Source organism: Rhodocytophaga rosea (genome assembly GCF_010119975.1).
Taxonomy (GTDB): Bacteria; Bacteroidota; Bacteroidia; order Cytophagales; family 172606-1; genus Rhodocytophaga; species Rhodocytophaga rosea.
The window spans coordinates 4,742,006-4,763,143 of the sequence record NZ_CP048222.1; the positions used below are offsets into that span (position 1 = coordinate 4,742,006).

Sequence of the window (21,138 nt, forward strand, 5' to 3'; positions counted from 1 at the left end):
AAGTTTCTACTTCTCCCTTTTTCTACCATGGTTTTTAAATCATGTCCGTCTATCACCTTTCATAAATAAGTAAAAAGTAAGTTAGCTTAACATTTAAGAATTATTGATTTGTAAAGCAGCATCCTTCCCAAAGCATATGCTTTGATCATTTAGCTTCGCCGAACGTTATTTATTTGTAGCAATAACACATCGAAGACTCACTAATTCCTTCAAGATAGATTATCGTTTTAATAAAAAAGCAAGGGCTTACTCTCTAAATTAATGAGTTAACCTGCTATTAGTAATTCTATTAATCTTCCTGCTTCAACTCCCTAATTAATTTTTAAAAATATTTTTAAAAATTTAAAACAATAGAAATATTCTGCATATAAGTTTCAAAATATAAATAATGTAGTGAAGAAAATTCCTGCGCAAGAAATTATTATGCCTAAACTACTGTAAGCAGGGACAAATCATCAGCTAAATAAAAATGAAGATGTCATTATGATAATTCAGAAAGAATAGCTTGAAAATAGGTTTAAACAAATAAGTAAATAAAATAAATAGATTATGCACAACCAGATAGACAAATTAGTTGAAGAAAGAGAAATCAAATATCTTGATGATTATGAAAATGATAAAGATGATGATTTTATAGAATCTGAAGATGAACCCAGATGGACTAGAGGATTCATTAAATGGTATAAAAACGAATATGGTTTTTTTGACGAGTTTGATCTCGATAGTGATTCTTTTAAAAATTTTATATCTAATGAAGATCTACCAGATCCATCCTACAAATATAGTTTGGGTGAAAAAGTTTTATATAAAGTTTATATAGGTTTTGGTATTCAATATTGGCCTGCTGAGATAATTAATATTTATCCTATACATTCAAGATATGAATTTGAAATAAGAATTAATGATAGTGGAATTACTGAATATAGAAATGTTGAAGAATTTAAGATAGTTCCACATAGTGAAATGCTAGAAAAGAAAATGTTTGATGTAGATAACAATAGGGTAGTTATAAAAGTAATAAATAATGAAATTAAAGTAACTAGGAAAGCGCTTCAAGATACTATTGATTCTATGGAAAATGAATTACAATATTTTCATTATGATGATCGCTTCTTAGACCAATATTCCTTTAAAAGCATTTTAATAGCCTTAAAACTTAAATTTAAACATTTAAAGATAAAACACTATTTGGGAGAAGAGCCTTTTGCTAAGGAATGGTGGGATGGACCATTGGATTTATTTTGAATTAATTAGATCCAAATATATATTATTTTGTGGTGCTTCTTCCTTTAATACCCTTATATATCTTTATCTAAACTAGGTTCCTATTTCCTTATTCATAATTAAGTTACAGTTTCAAATGTAGAAATATAACATCCACTTTTCATCCTATTTGCTTACGGAATATTATAATTATATTCTCAGAATATGAAGAATTAAGCAATAATTTATCTATTGTTGTTTGCCAACTCAAAAGCATTATCAAATTACATTTTATGCTTTATTAAGAAATAAAGTCAGAAGCCGTTTGCTCAAACTATTAATTTAAATTACTTTAGAAGAATTAATTTTCGTTCAATTTAAGTTCGTTAGAAAATGGCAAAATACCTCCAAGCTGAGCTTTTCAAGGATTATGCTGATTCTTATAACAATGGACACAACCTTGAAACCAACCGAATGAGTATAAAAGAAATTCAAGAAGAGATTCTTGACCAGTATATGGAAGTTGATAACTTAAGACCTTGGGTTGTCGGTTTTAGTGGAGGAAAAGACTCTACAATGCTACTACAACTTACCTGGCTTGCTGTAAGGCAGCTTCCAGAAGAATTAAGGAAGCGTAAAATTTATGTTGTTTGTAATAATACCTTAGTAGAAAACCCTAAAATAATTGAATACACAGAAAGGGTTCTAAAAAAAATACAACAAGCTGCTTCTGAACAATCAATGCCTGTTTATGTCCAAAGAACTATACCAAAGCTTGAGGATACATTTTGGGTAAATCTGATTGGAAAAGGATATCCAGCGCCAAATAATATCTTTAGATGGTGTACAGAACGGTTAAAAATAAATCCTACTACCCAGTTTATTCTTGATATTACTAAGCAAGAAGGGGAAGCTATTATTCTTTTAGGTACTAGAAGTGCTGAAAGTGCAAACCGAGCGAGAAGTATCAAAAAATATGAAATAAAAGGAGAGCGGTTAAGAAAACATGTAATCCCAAAGGCATATGTCTATGCTGCAATTAAAGATGTTGAAACAGATGAACTATGGCAATATCTTAATCAAGTACCTTCTCCTTGGGGCGCATCCAATAAAGAACTAATAACACTTTATCGGAATGCAAATAGTGGTGACTGCCCTTTAGTAATAGATACTACTACCCCTTCATGTGGTAATAGCCGATTTGGTTGTTGGGTATGTACTGTGGTAAACAGAGATAAATCAATGGAAGCTCTTATTGAAAATGGCGAGGATTGGATGGAGCCATTAATGGAGTTAAGAGATCTTTTATCCATATCAAGAGATAGTGAGGAGTTGAGAGAAAAGCGAAGACGTGATGGGACAGAAAAAGAAGGGACACTAGGTCCATATAAACCTGCCTTTAGAGCAGAATTTCTAGAGAAATTGTTTGTAGCTCAAAAAGAAATTAGAAAAACTCATCCTGAAATGAGCTTAATTAATTATCAAGAGTTAGTTGCAATTCAGGTAATATGGTATAGGGATAATATTTTTACTTTTAAGGTAGCAGATATCTACAATAAAATCTTTGGAACAAATATTACTTTAGACAGTGCTAATGAGAAGATTTTAAGAGAGAAGGAAGCTTTAAAGCAAGCATGTAATGGAAATCAAAAGGATTTTGAATTAATTAACGAGCTTTTAGCCCTACAAAAAACTAAAACGATATTAATGAATAATAGAGGGTTACAAAATGACCTAGAAAATAGACTAGAAAAATTTGTAAAGGAATAAAATTAAAATCAATGTTTATTAAAAGCGTCATTCTGAATAATTATAGAATTTATCATAAAAGAAACAAGCTTGATTTTTTTCAAGATTCCGAAAAAAATGTTTTTCTGATTTCTGGCAATAATGGTTTTGGTAAAACTACATTTTTAACTTCCCTTGTTTGGTGTTTATATGGAAAATTAATGGTTGATGTGGATGAGAAATATAGAAGAGAGATTTATGAAGCGGGAGGGTATAAAAAATATGCTAGTAGTATTTTAAATAGAAAAACCAAAGCCGAACTGATTGGCTTTCAAACTAACTACGACGCAAACTATTTAGCCGAGTCTAAAAACAACAATAGAGAGTACCACGGAAAGCTAGAAAAAGATCTTATTGCGCTAAGTAGTTTTAGCGTTAAAATTATTTTTTCAGATATACATATTCCTTCGATTCCATGTAGCGAGGTAAGTGTGGAGCGTACTTTCAATATTTTGAAAGAAGAAGATGATCTTCAAGTTTTTATTGATGGAGCAGAAAGTGAATTAACCAGAGAAGTTGGATTAGAAATTTTTATACAAGATTTTGTTTTACCAAAGGAGATAGCCAAATTCTTTTTCTTTGATGCAGAAAAGATTGTTTCATTAGCTGAAATGAAATCAATAGAGGAAAAACAAAGTTTGAGTAGAGCTTATTCAGAAGTATTGGGTATCAAAAAGTATGAGGATTTAAAATATAACTTAGAAGATCTAAGAATCCGTTTTCGAAGAAATTCTGCCTCAGAACATGATAAAAGAAGGTTTGCAGAACTTCAAAAAGAAGTTGATCAATACAAAAGGCTCATCGAAGAGTATGATGGTCAAATAACAATTTTACAAGAAGAAAAACTGTCAAAGAAACAAGTAACTAATCAGTATCAGGAAAAACTTATTAGAGAAGGAAACTCACTTACTGTAGAAGACCTAATTAAATTAAAAGCAACTAAGAAAAAGCTTGAAGAGGAAGGAGAAGATCTAAAAAGTAGGATGAAGGATCTTTTGGAACTTGCACCTTTTGCCATTACTGGAATTAAAATGCAGGAAGTTCGATCTCAATTAATTTCTGAAATGGAATTAGATAATAGTCAAATAAATCCTTTTTTGATAAATGAAAAAGCTAAATCAGTTGCTATTAAAATTTCCTCTGAAATAGAAAAATTGAACTTAAGTAGTGTTGAAGTAGAGCAATTAGTATTAAAAATTCAAAATGCTATCATTAATAGCTTCACTCAAGAGAATATAAGCGATTCATCATTTAAAGTACTTCTAGAATTTACTGACAAAGAAAAAAATGAATTTGAAGCAATATTTTCAAATTTAAAACATGCTTATAATCAAGCTTTCAAACAACTTGTAACTGAGTATAAGAACAATAAGATTTTCTTTAATAAAATTACCAGAAAGATATCAGATGCTGAGTCTAAAGAGAATGATTTATTAATACAAGAAATTAGAAAACAAAAGTCTACTTTAGATAGACGGATTAAAGAAATTGATGATAAACTATTGTTACTCAGTCAAGAAATAGGAGGATTACAACGTGAAGTAGCCATCAAGTCTAAATTAATATCTGAAATAGCTAAAAAAATTAATATAGAGATTAGTGATCAAGCTAAAGATGAAACTGCAGCTCGTTTAATAGGAGAGTTAGATATATTTATTACTAATCTTAAAAATGAAAAAAAATCGTCTTTAGAGGTCCGTATTAAAGAAGAACTCAATGCTTTAATGCATAAATCTGATTTTGTAAGCCAAGTTAAAGTGGATATAGGTCAGAATATTATTGATATTAGTCTTTATGATCAACGGAGACAAGAAATTAGCAAAGATGGATTGTCAAAAGGCGAACAACAACTATATGCAACGGCTTTACTAAAAGCATTAGTTGATGAGTCGAATATCGAATTCCCTATTTTCATTGATAGCCCTTTACAAAAGTTTGACAAGAAGCACTCTCATAACATTATTGCGGAGTTTTATCCCAAGGTTTCAAAGCAGGTTGTACTATTCCCATTATTAGAAAAAGAACTTACTGAAGAGGAATTCCAAGCTTTATATGCTAAGGTAAATAATGTCTATTTAATTAAAAATGTAGATTATGATCATTCTACATTTATTCAAGTAAAACCAGAGGAATTATTTGCTAACTATAAAGAGATGAATGAATATGTTCAATAGTATTAAGACATCTGCTAATAATAAAATTATAGTCACAGACTTAACTAGAAAACTTGCTTTAGGGCCAGAAAATGTTATTGCTAGAATCGCATTCGCATATTCATTATCAAAAAATATTAAACTATCTGTATCAGATTTAAAAGATTCAAAAGGCAAGGAGTACAACAAAAATGTTCTATTTGGGCAATATCTAACTTATTATATTGCATTAATTTGTACACATTATAACCTTTATAAGACAGATAAAGATATTCCTAAATATATAAAACTTCATATTGATCATGGTTTGGAATTACTTGATGAAGAATTTAGAAATAACTCCAATGTTACAGGATTTGAATTTATAGTTCAGAAAGTTGAAAATGGCCTGCAGAATCTAATTTGATGAATAACCAAACCATTAATGATGCAATTATAGAAGTCTTTAAACGTGAAGAGAAGCCTCTAAGAGTTAAAGATATATTTTTAAGAATAATTGAAGATAAACTTTACGAATTTAATACTTCGACTCCTGAACATGTAGTAAGAACTGCTTTAAGACGCCATAGTGATTCCCTTAATTTTCCCTCATCAAGCAGCAAAAAGCTATATACCACCCTTCCTGATGGTACTTATTGGTTAAAGGGCAAAAAGCTACCGAACGAAAAAAATAATAATAAAGAGTCTAAGGAAGATATAGGCCTTAAAAGTAATTTTAATGAGCTGAAAGAACTGCACAATAAATATACTCATATTTTTAAACAGTCGATTCTAAATCAGTTGAAGCTTCTCACTCCAGATGCCTTTGAATCATTTTGCAAGCAACTTTTAATAGCTTTTGGATTTAAAAATGTAGTAGTTACTCCATCTAAAAGGGATAAAGGAATTGATGGCTATGGAGAATTAAAAATTGGATTAGCTTATATGAAGGTTGCGTTTCAATGTAAACGCTGGAATGATAGAACTATTGGAAGACCAAGGCTTAATCAATTTAGAGGCGATATACAAGGCAGCTTTCAACAAGGTATTTATTTTACCACTTCTAAATTTACAAAAGAAGCAAAAGCTTCCTCATTTCAACAAGGGGCTGTTCCTATTATTTTGATTGATGGTTTAGGAATAGTTGATATAATGATTGAAAAAAGACTAGGGATAGAAGTAGAAGAGCTGCCTATTTATACAAATGCTATTGATTTAGTTATTAATGGGAGTGAATGAAATGTTGAAAGATGCAGATTTTAAAATTGTTTACTCTACTGGTGAGGATGAACCAGCAGAGTTTTTTATTGATGCACTTTTAGAAAGCAACACCTTCGATTTAGGCCTTGGTTATTTCAGTTCGAGCGGGATACGAGCCCTTTCTATAGGATTTGCCTATTTCATAAGTAAAGGTGGAACAATGCGCATCATTATCAATGATATATTATCACATGATGATAAGTTGGCCATAGAAAAAGGACTATATCATAGTAGTGATATTCTTATCGAAAAAAATATTATAAATGATATTATAAAATTACAGAAAATTTTATCAAGGCATGATGAACATTTTTTTAACTGCCTTTCTTGGTTAATAGCAACAGAAAGATTACAGTTAATAGCCATTGCGCCATTAAATAATAACATGGGTATAGCACATCAAAAATTTGGTGTGTTTAAAGATACTTCTAATCATAAGATAGCCTTCAGTGGTTCAGCAAATTTTTCAAGTAATGCATTATTTAATAATCTGGAATCAATAAGCTGTTATAAATCGTGGACTAGTGAAAAGAGTGAGACCGAAAGGGTGAACTATTATGAAAGCCTTTTTGAGAAAATATGGTCAGGTAAATCTCAAGTTGTTAGAATTGTACCTATTGAGAAAGTGAAAACTCATATCCTTGAAAATTTCACAATTGTTTCTATTGAAGAATTGCTTCTTCAAGAAGAGAATTTAAGTCAAGAATTATTAAATAAAGAAGGTTTCTCTGACAACTATAAGAGAAAGGTAGAAAAAATTCGTAGAAAATTAATTTCTGCAACTGAGATTAGCATTCAAATTCCCAAAAACATTGAGATACGTGACTATCAGAAGGTTGCTTATGATAAATGGGTAAAAAACAATTTCACGGGAATATTTGCTATGGCCACTGGTACAGGAAAAACTGTAACTGCATTGAATTGCGTATATGAAGAATATTTGAAGAATTACAAACAAAATCAATCTTCTAACTATCACTTATTAATCCTTGTACCAAGCCAACCTCTACAGCAGCAATGGATTAATGAATTAGCAAAATGGCAATTAAAAAAAATTTACCCAGCAAGTGGTAAATCGCAATGGCGTAAGAAATTACAAGAATTAGCTAATGATTTTAATTTTGGCATTGTATCTAGTTTTGGAATAGTAGCAACTTATCAAACATTTACTGATAACATATTTCAGACTCTATTAAAGTGTTTGCCTTCAGATACTATATTAATCGCTGATGAGGCACATAATTTAGGTCAAGAAAAGGTAAAAAGACTTTTAAAAGCATTTCCTTTTGAAAGAAAAATTGGTTTAAGTGCTACCCCAAAAAGGGCATACGATCCTATGGGTACTATAGATATTGAATTATTTTTCAATGATAAAGAGCCATATTGTTTTAATTTTTCCTTGGAGAAAGCAATAGAAGAAGGAATGCTTTGCAGATATGACTATTTTCCTAAGCGTGTTGAATTAGATACAGAGGAACTTGAGGAATATATAAATATCTCAAAAAAAATAGCTCAATTAATGCATATATCAAAAACAAAAGCTTCTGAAGTTAACTCTAATATTGAGCGATTATTCCTGAAACGCAAAAGAATTGTAAATAAAGCTAAGGAGAAACAACTTGTGCTCAGAAAGATTATAAATGATATAAAAGAACGTACAACATTAAAGTATTGCTTCACATACGCACCAGGTGGAGATTCAAATGATCAAGAGTATGAACAAGATAATAAAAGAATTATTCGTCAAATGCAACAAATATTTGACGAAGAGGCACCTGGTATCTCTACACATACTTATTTAGGTGAAACTAAAGATAGGGAGGAAATTCTATATGGTTTTGAAAAAGGAGATATAGATGTATTACTTGCTATTCAATGTCTTGATGAAGGCATAGACGTACCACGAGCAGGCATTGGTATTTTTACTGCTAGTACAGGTAATCCGCGACAATATATTCAAAGACGTGGGAGATTACTTCGCTTGCATAAAGATAAGGTACGAGCTTTGATTTATGATATGATAGTTATTCCCAAAATATTTGGGGAAAAAGACCATGAAGAGTTTTTTCAAATTGAGCGTAAGCTTGTGAGAAATGAATTAATGCGAGTAGGATATTTTGCTAAGCTTTCTGAAAATTTTTATGATACACTTAAAGAGCTTAATGATATTTGCCGATTCTATAAACTTGACTTAGATACTATCATTAAAGATTTATAAAATATGACAGGAAACGAAATTTTTAAAGCTATGCTGCATGATCCTATTCTACAAGAAAAGTATGGAATTTCTAAAGATCAGATAAAACAAATTACTCTGTCCAGTAGATCAGGTTCCGATATTATAGAAATGATACAATTAGTGATAATAGGACTTGAAAACCAAACTCCTGAAAGAAGCATAAATTCTCAAATAAAAAATCATTTTAAAATTTAAGAATTATGTCAACAATTATAAATTCTATATCACTTTGTAACTTTTATAATTACTATGGTGATTATGATAAAAACATCTATGAATTTAATGCAGGTCTAAATATTATCGTTGCTGACAATGGAGCTGGAAAATCAAAGCTATTTAATGGATTTAGCTGGATTTTGAACGATAAAGTCTTCGACTCAGATAGCAAAGAATATGCTAATATAGAAAACTCGATGGTAAAGATGATTTCTGATAAGGCTAAAGACGAGACTCAAGTCGATGAAGAAGTCAAATGTGGGGTAAAGATTAATTTTTCTGATGATAAATATGAATATCAAGTAGAAAAAAGCCTTTGGGGAAAAAGAATTGCTGAAAGGAGTGTAACAAATACAGAAAATTGGATTTGTAATCATTCAGATACAAAAGTATTTGTAAAAGATAAAATGCTTTTAGATTTTCGATCTATCTATGATAGGGATGAAAAAAAACAAATAATTAATAAATTGATTAGGCCAGAATTTCGTCAATACGCTTTATTACAAGGTGAAGAAGTTGATAAAATAATTGATTTTAGTAAAACTGAAAGCCTTAAAAAAGCTATAGATACTCTCTCGAATATTAGTAAAATTGATAGTTTGATCACTTTGTCAAAGTACCTTGCTGAAAAAGGTGAGGAAGATTTAATAAAAGCAAAAAAACAACAAGCTAAAGATAAAGATGAATTTGATAAAAGAGTTCGAGAAAGAGAAAGCATAAACAAGAATCTAAATCAAAGAAGAATTGAACTTCAAAAGGCTCAAGAAGAGCTATTTAAAGCCAAAGAAGAACGAGACCAATTAATAAACTTTATTTCAAATGCACAAGGAAGGCAAGAAATTCGTAACAATCAAAGAATAATTAAAAGCAAGCTAACAGAGATAAATAATACTCAAAGTGATTTCCTAAATAATTTAACTGATAAATTTTTTGATGAACGATCGGCTTGGTTATTATACAATACAAAGGAAAATGGAGAAAAATTTCTCAGGCTAAGAGAAAGATATTTAGATAAAAGAAAGGAAAAAAGAATAATAAATAATATTCGTAAAGGTGATAAATCGTTTCTAACAAGGCTACCTGAAGGTTCACCAGATTCATACTCTTTACAAAAAATGCTAGAAAATGAGGAGTGTTTTGTTTGTGGGCGCGATGCAAAAAAAAATTCTGAGCCGTGGCAACACATTTATAAAGTATTAGAGGCTCATACAAAACCCAAAGATATAAATCTAGAAGCAAAGCATGATTTTACAAGTTTTCTTGATCATCTAATGCTTTACTCGCAATCATATTATAATCAAATTAACCGCATAGAAGATGATATAAAGGATGATAGAAAAAAAGACTACCAATATCGTGCTCAAAAGCTAGAACTTCAAAGTAAGTTAGAACAATTGGAAAATGAAAGGATTGGCCTTATAGGTAGTAATGATGAGGATGATCAAGTAGTTATCAATAGATATGGAGGTGCTGAACGTAGAATTCAAAAATATGAAGGAGATATTGTACGGTTAGAGACAGACATTGAAAGGCTTACAATAGATTTAGAGAATAAAAATAAAGAAATAGATGAATTATCTGCGGCTAAATTAAAAAACACTTTGTTAGAGCGTGAAGATATAATGAAAGATATTTACCGAATTGCAATTAATACAAAGGAGCGTATTTTTGATAAAATAATTCAAAAGCTAGAAACGAGTGCTAATTTGTATTTTAAAGAATTAACTAGAGAAAACTCAGTAGATGGTGGTATTATTCGAATTATTCGATATCCTGGTGATACTTTTGCAATTGAAATTAGAGATCAAGAAGATAATAAAATCTTTGGCTTATCAGAAGGTTTCCAAAGAATGAAAAAGCTAGCTGTAATAATGGCTATAATTTCAAGTAGTGATCGTGGTAAGATGGATTATCCTTTAATTGCAGATGCTCCTTTGTCAGCTTTTGGTAAAGGCTTTATAAGAGGTTTTTTTGATAAAGTTCCTGAAGTTTTCCATCAATCAATTGTCATGGTTAAGGATTTATATGATCGTAATACTACTAACCGCTTAAATGATGTTGGTGAAGATATACTCGAAAAGGTTAAGATTAATCCAGGAAGTTTTCATCTGAATGAAATCGATAAAAATCAACCACAGTTAAAGAGAACGACTCAAATTTTAAGATATTAAGTTGCAGTATGAATGGACATGAGTGGATGAAGTTTATAAAAGAACGTCGCCCAGAGTACGCTATCAATCGAAAGCCTCTAATTGAAAGGTTTGCAAATAAAGGCTCTAGTAGAGGGGACTTCACACAATTTGGCCCAATCTATCAAATTTTCATGTATGCTTTTATATTAGGATTTCATAAGGGAGATCGCATACCATTACCTAAAGCAGCTAATGAGCGAAATGAATTCCTTGAGATAGGAAAATGGAGACCTGAAGGCTTAGTCGACTATATTATAATGTTATTACTGTCGCATGGTACAATATTACATGAAATTGGCCTGGACTTTAATGACATGGAAGATATGGATGAGGAAATAGTTAAATCTAAGTTTACTCATCTTATTAAAGTTATGGAGGAGTATGCTAATGCTGGATTTGGCATCATTCAAGAACGTTTTGAATTAAATCCTTATTTTTTCAATGACCCTTTTGCTTTCATATTACTGTTGAAGGAAGTTGGAGATGGAAAGCTCAATTAGTTATAATGAACTACCAAAAATAATTTCTATAAAGAAAATATGAAATCCTTCTATGGGTTAATAGGTGTAGAGTTAGAAGAATGGTTTAATTCTTTTATTAGAAATGAGTTTGAATTTGAGAATTATTTTCCATCACCTGGCCAAATTGAATTACAAATTTTAGATCCTGATATAAACCCAGGTCATCATTTAGAAATAGATGGAATTTTATTGATTCATAAAACGTGTATTCTGTTAGAGTATACAGGACAAGCAGGTAATTTTAGAGATAAAATTAAAAAATTTGTACGCAATTCTAATATCTTTATAACTAGTACTTGCTTATCCTTAAAGCAAAAATTTCAATTATTTAATATCCCAGCTGAAAAAATAGAGGATTTCGAAGAAGTTGAACATTGGAAATTTCTATATATTGGAACTCATATTGAATTCGATAATAGACATTATTCTAGAGGGGATTTCCCAGATTACCCATATGTAAGAGACAGGTTATATATCTTTCAACCTTCACAGCTTGAATACTTAAGACAGTTAACAACCCTAATAGGCAAATTTAGCAGAAATGAATTACTTGCTGTTTTAGAGTTTTCTCCATTAGATCTGGGTGATGCTGATGAAAGCCTACGTCTTGATTTTATCAAAGCTGATGCAAAATATATTACAGTAGATAGTGATACAAAAGCTGATATTTATTTAATTAAATTTCCAATAGATCAACTATTAAAGATAGCACGTGTTTCTCGATATGAAGGTATACCATTCATCCTTGAAGGAAATAAGAGTATAGATAATTATCAGCGCCTTTTGATTAATGATAAATTAAATGATATATCACATAGATTTATTGATAACAACAAAAGAAAAACTTTTCCTAATACAATTACAATAGCACTATCTAATGAGTGCATAGAAGTAGGAGAAATCGGTAATAAAAAATTAGAAATTCCGAAGAAATATAGCTCTATAGATATAATAGATGGCCAGCATAGACTATTTGGATATACACAGTCAAATGTTAGCGATGAAGTAAGGCAAAGTGCTGAAATTTTGGCTAGTGCCATAAAATTTAAGACAGAAGATCAACATATAATATCAAAAAGTGCCGCTAAGGTATTCTGTGAAATAAATTCTACTCAGGCACAAGTGAGTAAAGATTTACTTTATTTAATTAAATATGATGTACTTGGCGATAGAGATTATATAGCATTGGCAGGTAAAGTAATAATAGAATGTGAGAGAAGAAACCGAGCATTAGGAGGTATTTTTTTAATAAGTTCTTTAAAAAGTAAAAATAAATTAAATCTGCCATTTATCGCTATTACTAATATAATTGATTATGAGTTGATTCCGCTGCTAATGGGAGATGGCCTCGATGGTTATGATGCAAATGATGAAGATTTTAAAAGGGTTTTTAATAATACAAAAAGTTTTTATTTAATTAATCCCGAAGAGTTTTGTAATAATGCAGTAATTCTTCTGGAGAGATATTTTAGTTATATTAAGTCTACATTTGAGAATGATTGGGTAATTAATGCAGAATCCAACCTTATTACTGAAGAATATTTTATAGCATTTATTAGATTCCTGAGGTTTAATCTATTCAACAAAGGAAGATCTATTGATGATTTAAGAAATATACTACTAGACTTAAAAAATGATGTTAATACAATCACCTTTCCAAATGATTCTCCATCATTTCCAAAAGTACATAACCGTATTCCTTCTCCAACAGAAGGAGCTAAAATTATATTCGATTTCTTTATAAATCTTGATAGTTTCAAAAACAATCAAGATTAGGTTTGATAAATTAGAATATTTATAGATATAAAAGTGTTGGATCTTCTGAATTTTAAATAAAGTAAAATTTAATATAGAAATACATTCACATGTATAGCTTATTTATTTTCTACTTGTATGACAGTTGACAAATTAGCTTATTAAAATATTGTAGGCTTGAAATATATGACTTAGAAGACATAATAGGGATGGTTTTTTCAAACATATAATGTTGTGCATATTTAAAATTATGAAATATGAAAATAGATGAAGTACATGAAATAAATCTTGATCAAATCAAGCTTCAAGGGATCAATGTACGTTCAGATTTAAGTTCTTCAACTTCGCAAGAGTCACTCAAAGAACTTGCTGAAAGCATCAAAGAGCATGGCTTAATGCAACCTATAATATTAAGAGGAAAATTAGGAAGTCCACTATATGATGTTGTTGTTGGTCAAAGAAGATTTTTAGCTCATCAACTTTTAGGCGAGAAGACAATTAAGGCCACTTTTACAGGAGATATTGATGATATTCATGCTTTAATGCTTTCACTTTCAGAAAATTTGCATAGAGCAGAGTTATCATATAAGGATACAGAAAAAGCAATTACTACATTATATAAACATTATGGGAAGGATGCCAATAAAGTTGCAAAAGAATTAGGATTTAGTGTTAGAAAAGTTAGAAGCTTTATAAAAATTGATGAACAAGCTACAGAAAAAATTAAAAATTTTCTTTACGCTGGACAAATTTCTGCAATAGATGCTAAAAGAGCATTAGAAGCTGCACAAGGTGATCCAACTAAAGCTGATCAATTAATTGATAAAATCAAGGATTTAACAAAGTATGAGAAAAGGAGAGTAGTAGAGTTTGGACAAAAAAATCCTAATGCTCAAGTCCAGGAGATATTAGAAGGAGCTGAAAAAGCTCGCATAGAGGAAACAGTAATTCTTAACCTTCCTATAAAAGTTGGTAAAGCACTTAAAAAGGCTTCAGATGACCTAGCCATAGAATCAGATGTGATCACACTTAATGCATTAACTGATTGGTTAAAAAATAACAATTATTTAAATGAATAGGAAAGATGAAATACTAGCCATTTTAATAGCAAATACTAGTAGAAAAAATAGAAGCCTTGACTTAGTTCAAATATATAGCCTTATAGAAGAATTTATTAAACATTATGGAAGCATAAATGACTTAATAAATGCTTTAAATATATCGAAAGGTATGTTAAGAAAATTTACTTCAATCCAGAAATTATCTAATCCTGTTAGAGAGTTAGTAAAAAAAAGAGAGATAGATAGTGTTGAAATTGTAAATAGTTTATCCCAGCTAAGTTTTAATGAGCAATATTTTGTAGCTGAACAAATAATCAATAAATCTTTTAACAGTCAAGATATAAGAATTTTGACTCCATTAAAAGAAAAGTTTCCTGATTTGCCAATTCAATCTCTGGTTGAAAAAGTAAGGGATTCAAAACAACTAAAAATCTCAGTAATTAAATTTGCTTATAAAGATGGTTTAATAGAAGATAAACTTAGAAAATATTTAGTAGAATATATAACAAGCGATAATATTATAGAAATCAATTTTAAAGATGAGGGCATTATAAAAATTACAAAACAGGGAGAAAAAAAATTACGTGATGCTGCAAAATTGCATAAAAAGACACTTTCTCAATTTATATCAAAGTTAATTGAACAAAGTTATGTCAAAAGGCCATAAACAAGTTTTGGATAGGCAAAAATATCATATTATAAAGGCTGGATTAAGTGAGTTTAGAATCAATACTTATATTCGTCAGATTGAAAAAAGGCAAGGCAAAAATAAAGGCACTATACTTCCTTTTGTTAGAGGATTAAGATTTTCAGCGTTATTAATTTATGCAATAAGGCAATTTTTAGATTCTGATTTAGAAGCAAGCTGGGGACATCTTATTAATGATGAAGGTGAACTATCAAGAGAATGTGATATTATTATTCATAATAAAGGGCATTATATGAGATGGAATGGAGATGGAGTAAATCACATAATGGTATCCGTCCGGTGAAGTAGCAGGTTATATTTCCGGTACAGGGAATGCATCGGCTTTTTTCCAATAGGGAGGCAATAGTTCTTTAAGTTGATTGATAGGCTGGTCAGGTAATCTTTGCAAGACATCTTGTAAGTATTCATGGCCATTAATGCCTTGCAATTTACAACTGCCAAGCAGGCTGTAAACCATAGCTGCCCGTTGTGCCCCGGCATGGCTTCCGGCAAATAAGTAATTTTTGCGGCCCAGGGCTACAGGACGAATAAGGTTTTCCACCGGATTATTATCGATTTCTAATCTACCATCTTCTAAGTAGAGATAGATCTTATTGTAACGGGCAACAAGATAGTAAATGGCCTTGCCAATGGCACTTTTAGGCAGCACTTTGCTATGCTCCTCCACGAGCCACTCTCCAAGCAGATCCATTACCGGACGGGCTTTTTGTTGACGCAATAAATAACGATCCTCTGCAGAGAGGTTTTTCTCCCGGGCTTCTCTTTCCACAGCATATAACTGCTGCATCCACAGCAGTACTTTTTCTGCTCTGGCTTTGTCGTTCTCCAAAGCGTGTTCAAAATACCTTCGGGCATGGGCCATACAGCCTACTAACACGATATCTTTCCTTACCTCAAATTGATCATAGGCTGCGTAGCCATCCGTTTGCAGATAGCCTTTGTAGTCTTTGAGCAGTTTAGCCGGTCCACCTTTGCCTCTGCCTGGTTGGTAATCAAATAATACAAGCTTTTGCTCAGGTGAATAATATACCCAATGGTAGCCTTGGTGGGTGTCTCCCTTCTTTTGCTTATCTAAGACGGCTATCGGGGTTTCATCCCCTTGCAAATAAGTAGCAGAAAGCAGGTATACTCGTAATGTTTGATAAAGAGGTTCCAGCAAGGCGCAAGCCCCTTCAAACCAGCCGTCCAAAGTAGAGGCAGGAATTTTCATGCCTAACTGCTCATAACGCTGTGCCTGCCGGTAGAAAGGCAGATGATAGACAAACTTATCTGTAATAATTTGGGAAAGTAGGCCTGCAGCGGGCATCCCTTTTTCTATCGGGCGTGTAGGTAAGGCAGCGATATGAAAAGTCTCCTCTTTGCTCACATAACGGGGACGAATGTAACGTCGGACAAACAGGGATGCCGGTTTTAAGTCTAACTCCTCGGTGATTTCTTCCCCGATCTTTCTCATTGCCGAAACATCTTCCTGTGGCTCTAAGATCACATCTACTCGAGGCAGATGCGAAGGAAAACCTCCGCGTATAGCTTTTTTGGCTATTTGTTTGACTGCCCGTTCATAGATGACTGTCTGCTTAACTACTACGGCCGGTTCACTACTTGCCGAAGCTAACTCTAAGCTCAGTTGTCCATCCTCTGCCTGAGCTACAAAGCGCTCTCTTTTACTGCCAAACAACAAACGGCGTAGTTGTTTTACTTCCTCCCGCAGTTCGATATTCTCCTCCACTAAGGCTTGTTGTTGGGCAGCAGATAAAGGTGGGGCAGTTGACATAGTAGCAAGATAAATCTTCCCTCTATAGCCGTCAAGCAGGCGTGGCTGTTTTTTCTGCAGGACACCCATAACGTTTATGGCGTTGTTTGACCTCTACTTCTACGCCTTCAATCAATAAACACAGCTCGCTGTAAGATAAACTCCATTGTCCAACCTTGGGCAAATGGAAAGTGCCTGCTTCCAAACGCTTGTAGTATAAAACAAAGCCACCCTTTTCCCATACTAAAAGTTTGATCTTATCTCTCCTCTTGCCTATAAAAATATATACATCGCCTGACAATACATCTTTTTCCATCTGCCCTGAGACAATCCCACTCAAGGCATCAAAACTTTTACGCATATCCACTGCCTGCCCGTAAAGAAAGAATCTTTGCGAGGCTGTTAACGCGAACATGAAGTGAGTAACTCGTGTAGGTAACTGACCGGAATCAGGGAGGAAAAACGGATGACTGTTCCGGAAGGTAAAGCCACTTCCATTGGGCTTACCGTGGCTTGGGGAATAGGTAATTGAATAAACCCTGTGCTAGTAGCAGGTGTGGGTTGAGTTGTTCCATGCACCTTCCGGTACCTGGCCACCCAGTAGGGCATAATATGTAGGGCAAATCCATGTCTTTGGCCAAACTCTTTTTGGCTGATGCCGCTTGCAAGCCACTCTGCTACCAGCGGAAACATTTCCTTTTGGGTCCTGATTTGTGTCATAGTTTTTTCTCCTAAATTTAGGAGCGCTACGCCTCACAAATCAAGGCTGTTTTACCGAGCGCATACACATAATGGACTTTCGTTTCATTGAGCAAGATAAAGCTAAAGCTATAATCAGCTGCAAATCTGTTTTAAATCCATCCACAGTTGAACAAGATTATTGTCAAGATTTGAACCCCTTCTCAAATGAAGTGTGGTTGTTTGCAGAATGTTGCGGACCTGACAGCCCTGAAAAAATTAAGGTAGAGGCTCAAAAATGTGGTTATAAAAATTATTGGCAACTGTATACTTGGAATAGAGATACAGACGAAATTATAGATAGTTTGGAAGCTTGGGATAATTTTGTAGAAACTGTTAGAAGCTTGAGGGCATAACCTATATTCATACCATAGATCTTAAAGATAAAATAACTTTTTGCAATTGATTAATTAAGAAATCAATCTCTTCTAAGCTGTTAAACTTACTGAGACTAAATCTTATACTTGAGTATGCCTCCAGATCAATTCTGGCCATTGCAGTCAAAACATGAGACGGTTCAATTTTGTTTGATGAACAAGCGGAACCATTAGATACAGCAATATTTTTCAACCCAATAATAATGGCATCTGCATCGGCTCCTTTAAAGCAAATATTGCTCACATTATAAAGTCTTTGAGTAGGATGTCCATTAAGGAAGGTATCTTCAATTTTCAACAAACTAGATTCAAGATAATCTCTTAATTTCTGTATAGATACCCTATCAGCATCTATTTCACCCTTAGCTATTTCAGCTGCTTTGCCTATACCAATGATACCAGGAACATTTAATGTGCCACTTCTATAGCCTTTTTCATGCCCACCTCCATGCAATAAGGCTAAAGGTTTGACTTTATTAGGTTTTCTATTTCGAATAAATAATCCTCCAATACCTTTAGGTCCATAAAACTTATGACCAGAAAAAGCTAATATATCTACTCCTAAATCATCTACATTAATAGGTAATTTACCAACTGCTTGTGTAGCATCTGTCATAAAAAAAGCACCTTTCCTATGCGCAATTCTGGCAAATTCTTTAATATCCTGAATTACTCCTATTTCATTGTTTACATACATTATAGACAAAAGAATTGTATCTTCTCTTATGGCCTGCTCTACCTCATTAGTATTTAACAGTCCATATTTATCGACACTAAGATAGGTAACTTCATAACCTATAGACTCAAGGAATTTACATGTATCTAAAACTGCAGGATGCTCAGTGCTGGCAGTGACAATATGTTTTCCTTTATCTGAATATTGTTGGGCTATACCCTTAATAGCAAGATTAATAGCTTCTGTAGCTCCAGAAGTAAAAATGATTTCATTAGCCTCCGCACCAATCAAGTCTGCAACTTGCTTCCTTGCCTCTTTTACGGCATCATTCACTTTTACACCAAATGAATGATTACTTGATGGATTTGCAAACAACTCTGTTAAATATGGCATCATTGCATCTAGAACTCTACGATCTAAAGGAGTTGTTGCATTATTGTCTAAATAAATTATCTTGTCCATACTACCGTAATAACCTGCTAAAGTTAATATACGATTTATTGTATGCCAAATTAATTCTTAAGTTGATGTCTATTTAGATTTCCGATATACCTTATTTATGGAGTTATTATTTTTCTCATAGACCGTTTTTTTACAATTTGAATGCTTTTCTTTATTAATAGGAAAAGCTTGTTGCTTATGATTAATTTAACAATTTATTAAAGCATTTTTTATTTTCTTTACTCTCTTTTTTCTCTTGTATTCTGCATATAAATCTGCACCTTCTGGAATGCCTTTAAATAAATCTATCAATACACATAAATATTTTCCTAGCACAAATTGCTCTATAATTGGTGTAGGATAAGATTCAAAAAATAAATCTTCTATATCTTCTTGATCTAGCTCTTCAAAATTATTTTCTTCAAACTCTTTGAATTCTATCTGTTTATTAAGTTCAAAATCATTATAATATTTTATTGTCATTATCTCAAGTCCTTCTAATGTAACCAACCTTGGTTCACCAGAAAATGAATATTCTATTATATCATAATTTTCAATATTGATCCGTATCCGTTCGGTGAAGTAGCAGGCTATATCTGTAATTGAGGTGATGAATTAATTTTTTTCCAAAAGGAAGGCAGTAGTTCTTTAAGTTGGTTGATAGGCTGGTTAGGCAATCTTTGCAAGACATCTTGTAAATAGTCATGGGCATTAATGCCTTGCAGTTTACAACTGCCAAGCAGGCTGTAGACAATAGCCGCCCGTTGTGCTCCGGCATGAGAACCAGCAAAGAGATAATTTTTGCGTCCAAGAGCCACAGGCCGAATAGCGTTCTCCACCGGATTGTTATCTATTTCTAGTCTACCATCTTCTAAATACAAATAGATCTTATTGTAGCGGGCTACAAGGTAGTAGATCGCTTTGCCAATGGCACTTTTGGGAAGTACTTTACTGTGCTCTGCTACTAACCATTCTCCAAGCAGATCCATTACCGGACGAGCTTTTTGCTGGCGCAATAAATAACGATCTGCTGTAGAGAGGTTTTTCTCCCGGGCTTCTCTTTCTACCGCATATAGCTGCTGAATCCAGAGCAGTACTTTTTCTGCCCTTGCTTTGTCGTTATCCAAAGCATGCTCAAAATATCTGCGGGCATGGGCCATACAACCCACTAATACGATATCTTCTCTTGTTTCGAACTGATCATAAGCGACATAGCCATCTGTTTGCAGATAGCCTTTGTAGTTTTTTAGCAGTTTAGCCGGTCCATCTTTGCCTCTGCCGGGTTGGTACTCAAACAGCACCAGTCTCTCTTCGGGTGAGTAATACACCCAATGGTAGCCTTGGTGGGTATCTCCCTTCTTTTGCTTATCTAAGACAGCGATAGGTGTCTCATCTGCTTGCAGATAAGTAGAAGCAAGGATGTGTAAGCGCAAGGCTTGATAGAGTGGTTCTAGTAAGGCGCAAGCCCCTTCAAACCAGCCATCCAAACTGGAGGCAGGAATTTTCATGCCCAACTGCTCATAGCGCTGTGCCTGCCGGTAGAAAGGCAGATGAGAGACAAACTTATCTGCAATAATTTGGGAGAGCAAACCTGCCCCGGGCATACCTTTTTCTATCGGGCGTGCAGGTAAAACAGCTATATGAAAAGTCTCCTCCTTGCTCACATAACGGGGGCGGATGTAGCGGCGGACAAACAGGGAAGCCGGTTTTAAATCTAACTCCTCGGTGATTTCTTCACCGATTTTGCGCATACCTGATACATCTTCTTTGGGTTGTAAGATCACATCAATGCGTGGCAGATGTGTAGGAAAACCGCCACGAATGGCTTTTTTAGCTATTTGTTTGACTGCCCGCTCATAACTGATGGTCTGCTTGACCACTACAGCAGGTTCACTGCTTGAGGAAATTAACTCTAGACTCAGTTGTGCAGTATTAACTTGTGGCACAAAACGTTCCCTTTTACTACCAAAGATAAGCCGTTTGAGTTCTTTGATTTCCTCTCGCAATTGCTCATTCTCCTCTAATAAGGCTTGTTGCTGGACAGTAGATAACAGGGGCGTAGCAGACATATCAATCCTAC

At 33.0% G+C, this 21,138-nt stretch carries 20 protein-coding genes; 14 read left to right on the top strand and 6 right to left on the bottom strand.

What is annotated here, in order from left to right; genetic code table 11:
* Positions 1-549 precede the first annotated feature (549 nt).
* The 13 genes from GXP67_RS19645 (at position 550) to GXP67_RS19705 (ending at position 15,359) form a co-directional block, all read left to right on the top strand.
* The gene (locus GXP67_RS19645) at positions 550-1,245 is read left to right on the top strand and encodes a hypothetical protein (RefSeq protein WP_162444703.1); all 696 of its coding nucleotides are present in this window, start codon (positions 550-552) and stop codon (positions 1,243-1,245) included.
* A 351-nt stretch (positions 1,246-1,596) separates the two neighbouring features.
* Complete coding sequence (gene dndC, locus GXP67_RS19650) at positions 1,597-2,973, top strand: DNA phosphorothioation system sulfurtransferase DndC (RefSeq protein ID WP_232064505.1); 1,377 nt, start codon at positions 1,597-1,599, stop codon at positions 2,971-2,973.
* Positions 2,974-2,984: 11 nt separating this feature from the next.
* Positions 2,985-5,165, top strand: coding sequence for an AAA family ATPase (locus tag GXP67_RS19655; RefSeq protein ID WP_162444704.1), 2,181 nt, complete (start codon positions 2,985-2,987; stop codon positions 5,163-5,165).
* Positions 5,149-5,550, top strand: a complete 402-nt coding sequence (locus tag GXP67_RS19660) for a DndE family protein (protein WP_232064506.1) — start codon at positions 5,149-5,151, stop codon at positions 5,548-5,550. The genes GXP67_RS19655 and GXP67_RS19660 overlap by 17 nt, the downstream gene beginning before the upstream one ends.
* Entirely contained in the window at positions 5,550-6,362 is an 813-nt protein-coding gene (locus GXP67_RS19665) for a restriction endonuclease (protein WP_162444705.1), read from the top strand. Before GXP67_RS19660 ends, GXP67_RS19665 begins: the two co-directional genes overlap by 1 nt.
* On the top strand, positions 6,349-8,601 hold the full coding sequence (locus tag GXP67_RS19670; RefSeq protein ID WP_162444706.1) for a DEAD/DEAH box helicase family protein: 2,253 nt from the start codon (positions 6,349-6,351) through the stop codon (positions 8,599-8,601). The genes GXP67_RS19665 and GXP67_RS19670 overlap by 14 nt, the downstream gene beginning before the upstream one ends.
* 3 nt (positions 8,602-8,604) lie before the next feature.
* The gene (locus tag GXP67_RS19675; RefSeq protein ID WP_162444707.1) at positions 8,605-8,817 is read left to right on the top strand and encodes a hypothetical protein; all 213 of its coding nucleotides are present in this window, start codon (positions 8,605-8,607) and stop codon (positions 8,815-8,817) included.
* Positions 8,818-8,822: 5 nt separating this feature from the next.
* Positions 8,823-11,009 carry an ATP-binding protein gene (locus tag GXP67_RS19680; RefSeq protein WP_162444708.1) on the top strand — a complete coding sequence of 729 codons (2,187 nt, stop codon included), beginning with the start codon at positions 8,823-8,825 and terminating at the stop codon, positions 11,007-11,009.
* Between the two features lie 8 nt (positions 11,010-11,017).
* Positions 11,018-11,530, top strand: coding sequence for a DNA phosphorothioation-associated 4-like protein (locus GXP67_RS19685; protein ID WP_162444709.1), 513 nt, complete (start codon positions 11,018-11,020; stop codon positions 11,528-11,530).
* Between the two features lie 39 nt (positions 11,531-11,569).
* Positions 11,570-13,327 (top strand): DGQHR domain-containing protein, encoded by a 1,758-nt coding sequence (locus tag GXP67_RS19690; protein WP_162444710.1) that lies wholly within the window; start codon positions 11,570-11,572, stop codon positions 13,325-13,327.
* 236 nt (positions 13,328-13,563) lie between these two features.
* Positions 13,564-14,385 carry a ParB/RepB/Spo0J family partition protein gene (locus GXP67_RS19695; RefSeq protein ID WP_162444711.1) on the top strand — a complete coding sequence of 274 codons (822 nt, stop codon included), beginning with the start codon at positions 13,564-13,566 and terminating at the stop codon, positions 14,383-14,385.
* On the top strand, positions 14,378-15,034 hold the full coding sequence (locus GXP67_RS19700; protein ID WP_162444712.1) for a hypothetical protein: 657 nt from the start codon (positions 14,378-14,380) through the stop codon (positions 15,032-15,034). Before GXP67_RS19695 ends, GXP67_RS19700 begins: the two co-directional genes overlap by 8 nt.
* Positions 15,018-15,359 (top strand): hypothetical protein, encoded by a 342-nt coding sequence (locus GXP67_RS19705; RefSeq protein ID WP_162444713.1) that lies wholly within the window; start codon positions 15,018-15,020, stop codon positions 15,357-15,359. Before GXP67_RS19700 ends, GXP67_RS19705 begins: the two co-directional genes overlap by 17 nt.
* A 9-nt stretch (positions 15,360-15,368) precedes the next feature.
* Here the strand turns inward: GXP67_RS19705 and tnpC (GXP67_RS19710) are convergent, their stop codons facing one another.
* Genes tnpC (GXP67_RS19710) through tnpA form a run of 3 tightly spaced genes read right to left on the bottom strand, consistent with a single transcriptional unit; the run spans position 15,369 to position 17,546 of the window.
* Positions 15,369-16,847 (bottom strand): IS66 family transposase, encoded by a 1,479-nt coding sequence (tnpC, locus tag GXP67_RS19710; protein ID WP_162444714.1) that lies wholly within the window; start codon positions 16,845-16,847, stop codon positions 15,369-15,371.
* Between the two features lie 31 nt (positions 16,848-16,878).
* The gene (gene tnpB / locus GXP67_RS19715) at positions 16,879-17,241 is read right to left on the bottom strand and encodes an IS66 family insertion sequence element accessory protein TnpB (protein WP_162444715.1); all 363 of its coding nucleotides are present in this window, start codon (positions 17,239-17,241) and stop codon (positions 16,879-16,881) included.
* Entirely contained in the window at positions 17,229-17,546 is a 318-nt protein-coding gene (gene tnpA / locus GXP67_RS19720; protein ID WP_162444716.1) for an IS66 family insertion sequence element accessory protein TnpA, read from the bottom strand. The genes tnpB and tnpA overlap by 13 nt, the downstream gene beginning before the upstream one ends.
* Before the next feature lie 71 nt (positions 17,547-17,617).
* Here tnpA and GXP67_RS19725 point away from each other — a divergent pair, with 71 nt between their 5' ends.
* Entirely contained in the window at positions 17,618-17,920 is a 303-nt protein-coding gene (locus GXP67_RS19725) for a hypothetical protein (protein WP_162444717.1), read from the top strand.
* Between the two features lie 7 nt (positions 17,921-17,927).
* Here the strand turns inward: GXP67_RS19725 and GXP67_RS19730 are convergent, their stop codons facing one another.
* The 3 genes from GXP67_RS19730 to tnpC (GXP67_RS19740) all read right to left on the bottom strand — a co-directional run bounded on the left by GXP67_RS19730 (position 17,928) and on the right by tnpC (GXP67_RS19740) (position 21,127).
* Positions 17,928-19,079 carry a cysteine desulfurase family protein gene (locus GXP67_RS19730; RefSeq protein ID WP_162444718.1) on the bottom strand — a complete coding sequence of 384 codons (1,152 nt, stop codon included), beginning with the start codon at positions 19,077-19,079 and terminating at the stop codon, positions 17,928-17,930.
* A gap of 186 nt (positions 19,080-19,265) precedes the next feature.
* On the bottom strand, positions 19,266-19,568 hold the full coding sequence (locus GXP67_RS19735; RefSeq protein WP_162444719.1) for a hypothetical protein: 303 nt from the start codon (positions 19,566-19,568) through the stop codon (positions 19,266-19,268).
* Between the two features lie 80 nt (positions 19,569-19,648).
* Positions 19,649-21,127, bottom strand: coding sequence for an IS66 family transposase (gene tnpC / locus GXP67_RS19740; RefSeq protein ID WP_162443406.1), 1,479 nt, complete (start codon positions 21,125-21,127; stop codon positions 19,649-19,651).
* Between the last annotated feature and the right edge of the window lie 11 nt (positions 21,128-21,138).